This is a genomic window from Brevundimonas sp., assembly GCF_032107865.1.
Taxonomy (GTDB): Bacteria; Pseudomonadota; Alphaproteobacteria; order Caulobacterales; family Caulobacteraceae; genus Brevundimonas.
In genome coordinates, this window is sequence record NZ_DAMCNG010000003.1 from 30,758 (window position 1) to 41,591 (window position 10,834).

General features: G+C 66.0%; 9 protein-coding genes. 6 read left to right on the plus strand and 3 right to left on the minus strand.

Features of this window, described 5'->3' with window-relative positions:
• Positions 1-120 precede the first annotated feature (120 nt).
• Entirely contained in the window at positions 121-2,364 is a 2,244-nt protein-coding gene (locus tag RT567_RS00800; protein WP_313573658.1) for a TonB-dependent receptor, read from the plus strand.
• A 98-nt stretch (positions 2,365-2,462) separates the two neighbouring features.
• The gene (locus RT567_RS00805; protein WP_313573660.1) at positions 2,463-3,197 is read left to right on the plus strand and encodes a TetR/AcrR family transcriptional regulator; all 735 of its coding nucleotides are present in this window, start codon (positions 2,463-2,465) and stop codon (positions 3,195-3,197) included.
• Here RT567_RS00805 and RT567_RS00810 read toward each other — a convergent pair.
• Genes RT567_RS00810 through RT567_RS00820 form a run of 3 tightly spaced genes read right to left on the minus strand, consistent with a single transcriptional unit; the run spans position 3,194 to position 6,671 of the window.
• A complete protein-coding gene (locus RT567_RS00810) occupies positions 3,194-4,564 on the minus strand; it encodes an MFS transporter (protein ID WP_313573661.1) in 1,371 nt (456 codons plus the stop codon). The genes RT567_RS00805 and RT567_RS00810 overlap by 4 nt on opposite strands.
• Positions 4,564-6,198 (minus strand): class I adenylate-forming enzyme family protein, encoded by a 1,635-nt coding sequence (locus RT567_RS00815; protein WP_313573663.1) that lies wholly within the window; start codon positions 6,196-6,198, stop codon positions 4,564-4,566. Before RT567_RS00815 ends, RT567_RS00810 begins: the two co-directional genes overlap by 1 nt.
• Positions 6,198-6,671, minus strand: a complete 474-nt coding sequence (locus RT567_RS00820) for a MaoC/PaaZ C-terminal domain-containing protein (RefSeq protein WP_313573664.1) — start codon at positions 6,669-6,671, stop codon at positions 6,198-6,200. Before RT567_RS00820 ends, RT567_RS00815 begins: the two co-directional genes overlap by 1 nt.
• Before the next feature lie 239 nt (positions 6,672-6,910).
• On the opposite strand from RT567_RS00820, the gene RT567_RS00825 reads away from it, so the two are divergent.
• From RT567_RS00825 to RT567_RS00840, 4 genes are all read left to right on the plus strand, one after another.
• The gene (locus RT567_RS00825) at positions 6,911-7,618 is read left to right on the plus strand and encodes an SDR family NAD(P)-dependent oxidoreductase (RefSeq protein ID WP_313573665.1); all 708 of its coding nucleotides are present in this window, start codon (positions 6,911-6,913) and stop codon (positions 7,616-7,618) included.
• A 231-nt stretch (positions 7,619-7,849) separates the two neighbouring features.
• Positions 7,850-7,936 carry a potassium-transporting ATPase subunit F gene (locus RT567_RS00830; RefSeq protein WP_256968182.1) on the plus strand — a complete coding sequence of 29 codons (87 nt, stop codon included), beginning with the start codon at positions 7,850-7,852 and terminating at the stop codon, positions 7,934-7,936.
• A 16-nt stretch (positions 7,937-7,952) separates the two neighbouring features.
• Positions 7,953-9,665: a potassium-transporting ATPase subunit KdpA gene (gene kdpA, locus RT567_RS00835; RefSeq protein ID WP_313573667.1), complete on the plus strand. Its 1,713-nt coding sequence runs from the start codon at positions 7,953-7,955 to the stop codon at positions 9,663-9,665.
• Between the two features lie 12 nt (positions 9,666-9,677).
• Positions 9,678-10,834, plus strand: a 1,157-nt coding sequence (locus RT567_RS00840; protein WP_313573668.1) for an HAD-IC family P-type ATPase, incomplete at its 3' end; no start/stop codon positions are given.

Consider the following 10,834-nt stretch of genomic DNA (forward strand, 5'->3'; position numbering starts at 1 on the left):
GGCGCCAGCACTGACATCGGTTGATCTTGGCGCTGATTGACAGGTTGGGCTGAATGAGGCGTATATGAATATGGCCTCATATTTAATTTCAACGACACATAGGGGCATAGGGGAAGAAGCGTGAAGAAGACCAACCTATTCGGAGCCGTCTGCACTGTAGCGCTCGCCGTGGCGGCGAACGCTCAAGCCCAGTCGGAACCCGCCCCGGACGTCGCAACCGTCGAGGATATCGTGGTGACGGCGCGTCACCGCGCCCAGAACCTACAGGATGTGCCGATCTCCATCACGGCCTATTCGGGCGAAAATCTGGATCGGATGAACGTCAACAACGTGCTGGAGCTCAGCGGTCTGGCGCCAGGTCTTCAGGTGCACGGCGGTGACTCCTCGGTGGCGCCCAAGGTCTATATCCGCGGCGTCGGCTCGAACGACTTCAACCCGACCAACCCCAGCCCGACCGCTGTCTATGTAGACGGGGTGATCCGTGGTTCGTCGATCATGCAACTGGATTCCTTCTTCGACCTGTCGCAGGTCGAGGTGCTGCGCGGACCGCAGGGCACGCTGTTCGGCCGCAACACCACGGGCGGCGCCCTGAACATCACCAGCCGTCGCCCGACGGATTATTATACGGCTGACCTGACCGCCCGTTACGGTTCGCGTGAGCGGATGGAGCTGGAAGGCGGCGTCGGCGGTCCGGTGATCGAGGACGTTCTGGCCTTCCGCGCGGCGGCCAATTACGTCCGCGACGACGGCTATACGAAGAACCGTCTGACTGGCCACAACGTCAACGACAGCGACCGCTGGGCGGCGCGCATGTCGCTGCTCTATACGCCCAACGACCGCGTCGAGGTGCTGGCTCACATCGGCGGCGGCAACAGCCGCAACGGCGCCCTGCAGGGGCAGGCGAGGGGGCTGATCCCCAACACGGCCGCAGCCACCGGCGCAGATGGCTTGTGCCTGCCGGCCTTCTACGGCACCTCGGCCTGCACGGACGCCCTGGGCTATGTCGACACCGACGGCGATCCCTATGCTGGCGACTATTCGATGGAAGGTCGTGACCGGCTGAAGCTGTTCAACGCTGACGTCACCACGACGGTCGATCTGGGCGAGCTGTCGCTGGTGTCGGTCACCGGCTTCGTCAACGCCCGCCACCGCGACGACGAGAACACGGATTCCGGCCCGAACAACCTGATCAAGGGCTTCTACCGCGTCGATCAGGATCAGTTCACTCAGGAGTTCCGCCTGCAATCGAACAGCGGCGGCCGCTTCGATTGGGTCGCGGGCGTCTTCTACATGAATGACAGCCTGAAGTCGGACAGTTCGTTCGAGATCGGCCTGGACCTGCTGGAGATGCTGCCGGATCCGATGGACGGCGTCGCCATGGGCGTGGGCACCGTCTACTATCCGCACAGCCTGAAGACCGAGAGCTATGCCATCTTCGGCGAGGTCGACTACAAGCTGACCGAGCGCCTGTCGCTGATCGCGGGCCTGCGCTGGTCGCGTGACGACAAGACCATGGACTACCACAGCCGCTTCACCGAGGCGGGCGTGACCCTGGTCGACTTCCATGGCTCCAAGTCGTTCGAGAGCATCTCGGGCCGGGCCGTGCTGAACTATGACATCAGCGACAACTCGCGCGCCTACGTCAGCTACAACCGCGGCTACAAGAGCGGCGGCTTTGCAGGCGGCATGATCACCGACGTTCAGGATCTGGGTCCGTACGACGACGAAGTGCTGAACGCCTATGAGGCCGGCTTCAAGAGCGAACTGTTCGGGCGTCGCGCCCGCCTGAACGCGGCGGCCTTCTACTACGACTATCAGGATCTGCAGGTTTACAGCTACGTCGTGCGCGGCTCGACCAGTGTGCCGATCCTCGACAACGCCTCCGACGCCGTCATCAAGGGCGCCGAAATCGAGCTGACCGTCGCGCCGATGAAGGGGCTGGATATCTCGTTGGGCGCTGCGGTGCTGGATAGCGAGTACAAGAACTACATCTCGGTCGGCGAAGACTTCTCGGGCAACCGCCTGCCGACCGCGCCTGAGTTCACCTTCAACGGCGCTGTGTCCTATCAGCACAGCCTGGGCGACAAGGGTGATCTGCTGATGACCCTGTCGGGCTCCTATCGCTCGAAGTTCTACTTCAGCTCGGGCAATGTCGAGCGGCTCAGCCAGGACGGCTACTGGACCGTCAACGGCGAACTGGGCTGGGCTTTGCCGGACGGCAAGACCGAGGTGGGCCTGTGGGCGCGCAACCTGACGGACGAAGTCTATCAGCGCGGCATCGTCAATCTGGAGGCCCTGGGCATGGACCGGGTGTCGATGGGCGAGCCTCGCTCGGCTGGCGTCTATCTGCGTTTGCGTTACTAAGGGACGCTTGGCGGCGTTCGGTCTGGTCGGACGCCGCCTGTTCTTGATCGAAACGACGGGCTGGGGCGTGATCCGACCTCGTCGCAGACGAGGCGTTGATGCAACTGCAGAGCTATTCCTCCTATCTGGCCGCTGAGCTGCGGGACAACCCGCCGCGTCTCAAAGGGCAACGCACGCGCGCGCGGCTTTTGCTGGCCGCCGCCCAGGTGCTGGAGGAGCGCGGCTTTCACGCCATGCGCGTCGGCGACATCACGACCCAGGCCGAAGTCGCCGAAGGCTCCTTCTACGTCTACTTCAAGGACAAGACCGAGATTTCCGTCGAGGCGCTGGCGCGCTTCTTCGATGACTATGTCGCCAAGGCGATGACGCCCGCGACGGGCGACACGCCATTTGCCCGAATCCGTTCGACCAACCGTCTGTGGTTCCGGGTCTGTCGGGCGAATCCCGGCCTGATGAAGTGCGTCTTCCAGGTCGGCGACTATGTTCCCGAGTTCCTGCAGATCAGCCAGAAGATCAACCGCCGCTGGGCCGAGGTCGTGGCCGAGAGCATCCAGCGTCGCCGCGCCGAGGACGACCCGGACGCCGTCCGCCTGGCCGGCTACATGCTGGTCGCCATGGCGGATGAAATCGCCCGCAAGATGATCGTCCTGCCCGATGAATCCTTCATCGAGGTCTTGGCGCGCATGGGAGCCGACGCGGACGATACCCTGTCGGACGCCGTCAGCGTGGTCTGGCACCAGCTGGCCTATGGCGACGCCCCAGCGAGCGACGACCTTCCGGAGGCGGCCGTGAGGCTGGCTGGCTTCCTCTCGCGGTCCCGGCCCGCCGCCTAGAGCGGCTGGCCCTGACGGCGGCGCAGGCGATCCAGCTTCAACAGCAGCGGCGCGCTGCACGCCAGCATCAGCGCCGGCCCTGTCGCGAACAGCAGGGGGATGGCGGCCAGAGCCGAATCCGGTTGGGCCTGTCCTCCGGATACATAGCCCGCAAGGCCCAGCAGCACCCCCGCGGCCGCGCCGCCCAGGGCAAGACCCAGCTTTTCACCCGAGACCCAGACGGCCGTCAGCAGGCCGAGGTTGGCTTCAGCCTCTTTCTGGTCGCGGGCCGCGACCACGCTGGGCATCAAGGCGAACGGCAGGACATAGCAGCCCGCCTGACCCAGGCCCGCCAGGGCGGCGACGGCGGTGGCGAGGGCCACATCGCCCGGTCCGCACCAGACATAGCCCAGGGTGGCCAGAGCATAGGCTGCTGCGGCGGCGATTGCGGCGCGCGTCGCGCCCCAACGATCCGCGAACTTGACCCACAACGGCATGGCCGTGACCTGAACGATTGCGCCCGCCAGGAACAATTGCGCCAGCACGCCCGACGACGCCTGGATCTGGTAGGTGACCGCATAGGGCATCATCGCCGACTGGGCGCCCATGGCGACCGTCTGGAAGGCGTAGCCGATCCACAGGAAGCGATAGGCAGGATTGCCCAAAGTGGCGCGCACCCCGGCCGCCAGCGCTTTGGCCGGCTTCAGCGGCGTGCCGAAATCGCGGCTGCGGTCCTGCAGCTTCCAGACCGCGCGCAACGACCCCAACAAGGCGCCGCCCGCCATCAGCGCCAGCAGCAGGCCCATGACCGCATAACCGGGGCGACCGCCGCCCGCCATTTCGACCAGCAGGGGCGACATGCCGCCTGCTACCATCAGGCCGAAGGCCAGGAAGCCGACGCGCCACGCCACGACGCGGGTCCGATCCTGCTGACGTCGCGAAATCTCGCCCGGCATGGCGGCGTAAGGGATCGAGAACAGGGCGTAGGCCGTCGTCGCCGCCATATAGGCCGCCATGACCCAGACCACGGCGCCGAAGCCGGTCAGGTGCGTCGGCGGGGCGAACATGGCCGCGAAACCTAGTGGGAACAGGGCCGCGCCTGCCGCCATCAGGGGCCATCGCCGCCCCATCCGCCCGCGCAGCCGATCCGACCACAGGCCTACGACTGGGTCGAACACCACCTCCCAGATCTTGGGCAACAGAAGGACCACGCCCGCCGTCGCCGCCGGCACCGCCAGGGTGTCGGTCAGGAAGTAGAGCAGCAGCAGTTGCGGCGTGATCAGGAAACAGGCCAGGCCGATGTTGGCCAGGCCGTATCCGGCCAGCAGGCGAGGGCGCAAAGGCGTCGCTTGCTCTACGGCGTTCGGCGTCTTGACGGCGGCGTCCATTAGTCCTCCACGGCCAGACGGCGCAGCGCCATCTTGTCCACCTTGCCGACCGGCAGACGCGGAAGGTCCGGCTCGATCACGAAACGCTTGGGAATCTTGTAGTTGGCCAGCCGCTCGCGGCAATGGGCCTGAAGTTGAGCGGCGTCGACGTCGGCGCGGGCGATCACGAAGGCGACGCCCACCTCACCCCAAACGGAGTCGGGAACGCCCACGACAGCGGCCTCAGTGATGGCGGGGTGGCCTTCCAGCGCGATCTCGATCTCGCGCGGATAGACGTTGTAGCCGCCGGATTTGTACATTTCCTTCAACCGTCCGGTGATGCGCAGGCGGCCGTCGTCCAACCAGGCGCCGACATCGCCGGTGCGGAACCAGCCGTCCTTGGTGAAGGCGTCGGCCGTGGCGTCAGGCCGGTTCCAGTAGCCGAGGAACAGGGGCGCGCCCTTGGCCTCGATCTCGCCGTCGGCTCCGGCTTGTTCGACCAGCGACCCGTCTTCGGCGCGCAGACGGACTTGGTAATGACGGGTCGGCCGTCCGACCGAAGCCGTGGCGAAGACGACGTCGGCGTCACCCTGAACGATCATATCGCCGGTGGCGGCGATGGGACCGCAGGATTCGGTCAGGCCGTAGTTGGTGCCCATGCAGGTTGCGACGGGGATCAAAGCCTTGATCGTCGATGCGGGCATGGCGGCGCCGCCCCAGAAGACGCGCCGTACAGCCGACAGGTCCGTCTGGGCGAAGGCGGAATGAGCCACTGTCATCTCGAAGACGGACGGAACCGTGCCCCACAGGGTGACGCCTTCCGACGCCATCGTGTTCAGCCCCGTTTCGACGTCGAACTGCTCCAGAAAGGCCAGCTTGCCGCCGTTGACCAGAACCATGGCGGTGATGTCGCCGACGCAGCCGATGTGGTTGATCGGCAGATAATTCAACATGCACAGCGGTTCGCCGCGCAAGGGTTCGCCCTGCTCCAGGGCGGGCAGGATCAGTCCTTCATGGTGCAGGACCGCGCCCTTCGGCTTGCCCGTGCTGCCTGAGGTGTAGACGATCAGGCACGGATCGCGCGGCGTGACAGACCGTTTGCGTTCCGTCAGGGCTTCGTCGGTCACGGCCTCGCCCTGGGCGACATAGACGCTCAACGGCAGATGGGCGCGCGCGTCCAATTCGTCTTCGCCGATCAGAACCAGATCCGCCGAGACGTTCGCCGCAAGGGCTTCCAGATCCTGGACGTAATCTCGCCCAGCCACACGGCGACGCCCGATGATCAGGCGCGGCGTGCAATCGCCGACGACATAGGCCAGTTCTTCATAGCGGTAGCGGGGATTCAACCCGACCCAGATCGCCCCAACCGCCGCCGTGGCCAGGAAGACGGTCAGAAAGTCAGGGGAGGGCGGGGCCAGCATGGCGACGCGATCGCCCTTGGCGACGCCGGCGGCGATCATGGCGCGGGCTAGGGCGTCCACGCCGTGCGCCAACTCCGCATAGGTCTGAACCTGACCGTCCAGCGTCGCCGCCGGCGCCTCAGGCGTCTGCTCGCCATACCAGGCGGCGTAATCGGAAATCAGCGTCAGCAGCGGCGACTCTCCTACCGCCGACATCGTCCTGGAAGGCATCAACCGCTGCTGAACGCTGGACATCAGGCCCTCGCTTCGACGCTGTCAGGCACCCAGACGCTGAGCCAGGTCGCCACCAAAGCAGGGCGCTCGCCGCCTTCGATCTCGATCACGGCGTCCATGGAGCGGCGCACTCGTCCAGCCTCATCCGTATGCTCCGGTCCCTTGACGAAGCGGCCCCGCACGCGGCTGCCCGTCGGCACCGGTGCGACCAGACGCATACGGTCAAATCCATAGTTCAGGAAGTAGCCGCCTTTAGGCTTGAAATTGCCGCCGGCGCCCTCGATCGCTTTCGCCGCCAGATGGGTCAGCAAGGACACCGTCAGGAAACCAAAGGCGATGGTGCCGCCATATGGGGTGTTGTCCTTGGCCCATTCGGGATCGTTGTGAAAGGGATCGCTGTCCAGGGTGGCGCGACCGAAATCGTCAATCATGGCCTGCGTGACCTCGACCCACTCCGAGACCATCTCTGAAGCGTGTTCAACCGCCTGAACCATTACTGAACCCTAAAATTGAAGATGACCTCATATTCACAGTTTCAGAGAGTGGTGCAAGAGGCTTGATCGCATTCATAAGAGATGCGGCAAGCGGGGGCGTATATGTGCGCGAATGGAAATCGCAACTGTGGCGCTTATCGTCTGCCGAACCTATCATCGGTCTAGCTCGAAACCGATCAGGCGATTTCGGCTTCTGTCACAGAATAACGCATCAATTTCCAGGCGAAGGGATCAACCGGATGAGTGAAAAGAGAAAAGTCTGCGCCGTCATCGGCGTTGGACCCGGCAACGGCGCCGCTTTGGCGCGACGCTTCGCGGCTGACGGCTATGCCGTCGCCTTGATGGCGCGCTCGACGAAGAACACCTTGGCCCTGGCGGAAGAACTGGTCGACGCCCGCTCCTTCGCCTGCGACGTGGGCGATGCGGCATCGGTCGCCAGCGCCTTCGCGGCAGTCCGCGCCGAAATGGGTGAAGTCGATGTGGTGGTCTTCAACGCAGGCTCGGGCGTCTTCGGTGCGCTCGACGACGTCAGCGCCGCCGATTTCGAGGCGTCCTGGCGCGTGAATAGTCTTGGCCTTTTCCTGGTGGCGAAAGAAGTCACGCCGGCCATGAAGGCGGCGGGCGAGGGCGCCATCATCGTCATCGGCGCGACGGCGTCACGACGTGGCACGGCGCGAACCACGGCCTTCGCTCCAGCCAAGGCGGCGCAGCGCAGCCTGTGCGAAGCCCTGGCGCGACAGCTCGGTCCGGACGGCGTCCACGTCGCGCTGATCATCCTCGACGGCGTCGTCGATCTGCCGCGCACCCGCGAAGTCATGAAGGACAAGTCCGACGACTTCTTCATCAAGCCCTCAGGCGTGGCCGACCTGGCGTCGATGCTCGTCCGTCAGGACAAGTCGGCCTGGACCTTTGAGGCGGAAGCCCGCCCCTTCGGCGAAACCTGGTGACACGCTGAAGTGAAGGCCAGACCTGGGTGCGCTCAGGTCTGGCCGCCGACTTTATGCGCGCCTTATGTGGCGGGCGGCTTTCCGAATGGCCCGCTTACGCCCTGAAAGCGTCTCTTCCGGCTCTAACTGAGCTGGAGATGTCGGCATGACCGATGTGATTTTCGTGGCGATCGGTGTCGGGGCTTTTGTGGCCTTCGCCGCGCTGGCCATTGCGCTGAAGAGGCTGTGACCATGTGGCTGAACGTCCTTTGGGGCGCCGGCGCACTCGTCATCGCTGGCTATATGGTCGCGGCCCTGCTGCGGCCCGAGCGGTTCTGAACGGAGCCGCCTTCTCATGAACATTCAAGGATGGGCGGAGATCGCCCTGACCCTCGGCCTCGCCGTCGTGCTCGGCTGGCCGATCGGGATCTATATGTCGCGTGTCTGGAACGGCGAGCGCACCTGGCTGGACCCGGTGCTGAAGCCGGTCGAGGGCCTGTTTTATCGCGCCGCCGGGGTGGACCCGAACCGCAGCCAGGGCTGGCTCGGCTATGTCGGCGCCCTGCTGGCCTTCAACCTGGCGGGCTTCCTGCTGCTCTACGGCCTGCTGCGTCTGCAGGGTGTTTTGCCGATGAACCCGCAGGGGTTTGACGGCCTCAGCCCGCACCTGGCCTTCAACACCGCCGTCAGCTTTGTCACCAACACCAACTGGCAGAGCTATGGCGGCGAGACGACCGTCTCGACCTTCACCCAGATGGTCGGTCTGACGGTGCAGAACTTCGTCTCGGCGGCGACCGGCGCGACCATCGCCGCCGCCCTGGCGCGCGCCTTCATCGCCAATCGCGGCGAAGGCCTTGGCAACTTCTGGGCAGACCTGACGCGGACCAGCCTCTATGTCCTGCTGCCCATCGCCTTTATCGTGGCGGTGGTTCTGGCCGGGCTGGGCGTGGTGCAGTCGCTGGCGGCCTCGGCCCAGGCGACAACGCTGGAGGGCGGGGCGCAGACGATCAGCCTGTTCCCGACCGCCAGCCAGCTGGCCATCAAGCAACTGGGCATCAACGGCGGCGGCGTGTTCAACGTCAACTCGGCCCGCCCGCTGGAGAACCCGACGCCGCTGACCACCCTGATCACGGCGATCTGCATCAACGTCATGGGGTGGGCGGCCTTCTTCGCCTTCGGCCGCAGCGTCCTGGCCAGGAAGGAGGTCCGCGCCCTGGCGGTGGCCGCCGTCATCCTGCTGGGGGGCGCAGCCTCCGCCCTCTACGTCATCGAAAGCCAGCCGGCGCCCGCCCTGGTCGCCGCCCGGGTCGATACGTCGGTCGGCAATATGGAGGGCAAGGAGGTCCGCTTCGGCGTGCCGTCCTCGGTCGCCTGGGCGGCCCAGACGACCGGCGCCTCGAACGGCTCGGTCAACTCCATGCACGCCAGCTACATGCCGCTGGGCGGGGCTGTGACCATGTTCCTGATGCAACTGGGCGAGATCCTGCCCGGCGGGATCGGCTCGGGCGTCGCCGTCATGGTGCTGATGGCCATGCTGGCGGTCTTTGTCGCGGGCCTGATGGTCGGTCGCACGCCGGAATACCTGGGCAAGAAGATCGAGGCGCGAGAAATCCAGTTCGCCATGCTGGCGGTTCTGGTGGTGCCCCTGTCGGTGCTGGGCTTCTCGGCCGTCGCCGCCGTCCTGCCCGAGGCCCTGGCCGGTCTGCTGAACAAGGGGCCGCACGGCCTGTCCGAGGTCCTCTATGCCTATACCTCGGCGACGGGGAACAACGGCTCAGCCTTTGCCGGTCTGACCGCCAACGCGCCCTGGTGGAATACCACCCTGGGTCTGGCCATGCTGCTGGGCCGGTTCGTGCCCGCTATTGCGGTTCTGGCCGTCGCCGGCGCCCTGGTCGCCAAGCCCAAGCTGGCGCCCTCGACCGGCACCCTGCCGACCCATGGCCCGCTGTTCATCGGCCTGCTGATCGGGGTGATCCTGATCCTCGGCGGCCTGCAGTTCTTCCCCGCCCTCTCACTGGGTCCGATCGTGGAGCATTTCGACATGCTCCAGGTCGTGGCCCGGTTCTGATCGGATAATCCCATGACTCAAGTCACGCTCGATCCGTCGAGCCCTCGGTCAACGCCCATTGCGGGCGGGCTGACCGGGGCCATGCTCGGCCGGGCGCTCGGCGACGCTGTCGTCAAGCTGAACCCGACCAAGCTTCTCAGAAACCCGGTGATCTTCGCCACCTGGATCGTCGCCCTGCTGGCGACCGCTTCGGCGGTCGTGGCGGCAGCCAGCGGCCAGGCGGCCGGCTTCGCCATCCAGCTGGCGCTGTGGCTGTGGGCCACGGTCCTGTTCGCCAATGTCGCCGAAAGCATCGCCGAAGGGCGCGGCAAGGCGGCGGCCGACAGCCTGCGCGCCACCCGCGTCACCACCAAGGCCAAGCTGATCGTCGATCCGGCGACCGGCACGGTGGTCCCGACCCCGGCGGGGGAGCTGGAGATCGGCTCCATCGTCCTGGTCGAGGCCGGCGACGTCATCCCCTCGGACGGCGAGATCATCGAGGGCGTCGCCTCGGTCAACGAGGCCGCCATCACCGGCGAAAGCGCCCCCGTCATCCGCGAAAGCGGCGGCGACCGTTCCGCCGTCACCGGCGGCACCACGGTGGTGTCGGACTGGATCAAGGTCCGCATCACCTCGGCCCCTGGCGCCACCTTCCTTGACCGCATGATCGCCATGGTCGAGGGCGCGGACCGCAGGAAGACGCCGAATGAACTGGCCCTGTCGGTGCTGCTGGCCGGGCTGACCCTGGTCTTCCTGATCGCGGTCGCATCCCTGCTGGGGCTGGGCGCCTATTCGGGGATCAAGCTGGACCCCATCGTGCTGGGCGCGCTGTTCATCACCCTTATTCCGACAACCATTGGCGGGCTCCTTTCGGCCGTCGGCATCGCCGGCATGGACCGGCTGCTGAAGGTCAATGTCCTGGCCACCTCGGGCCGCGCGGTCGAGGCGGCGGGCGATGTCGACACCCTGCTGCTCGACAAGACCGGCACCATCACCTTTGGCAACCGCATGGCTACCGAGGTCATCACCGTGCCGGGCGTGCGTCCCGATGTGGCGATGCGGGCGGCGGTCATGGCCTCGCTGGCGGACGAGACGCCGGAGGGCCGCTCCATCGTCGAACTGGGCCGCAACGCCGGGGTGACGGGCGACCTGCCCGTGGGCGCGAGGACCATCCCTTTCAGCGCCGTGAC

Excerpts from the sequence above, each read along its gene's own strand:
- RT567_RS00810 (WP_313573661.1), bottom strand. The coding sequence starts at position 4,564 with ATGGACGCCGCCGTCAAGACGCCGAACGCCGTAGAGCAAGCGACGCCT.
- kdpA (WP_313573667.1), top strand. The coding sequence starts at position 7,953 with ATGAACATTCAAGGATGGGCGGAGATCGCCCTGACCCTCGGCCTCGCC.
- RT567_RS00815 (WP_313573663.1), bottom strand. The coding sequence starts at position 6,198 with ATGTCCAGCGTTCAGCAGCGGTTGATGCCTTCCAGGACGATGTCGGCG.
- RT567_RS00820 (WP_313573664.1), bottom strand. The coding sequence starts at position 6,671 with ATGGTTCAGGCGGTTGAACACGCTTCAGAGATGGTCTCGGAGTGGGTC.
- RT567_RS00825 (WP_313573665.1), top strand. The coding sequence starts at position 6,911 with ATGAGTGAAAAGAGAAAAGTCTGCGCCGTCATCGGCGTTGGACCCGGC.
- RT567_RS00830 (WP_256968182.1), top strand. The coding sequence starts at position 7,850 with ATGTGGCTGAACGTCCTTTGGGGCGCCGGCGCACTCGTCATCGCTGGC.
- RT567_RS00805 (WP_313573660.1), top strand. The coding sequence starts at position 2,463 with ATGCAACTGCAGAGCTATTCCTCCTATCTGGCCGCTGAGCTGCGGGAC.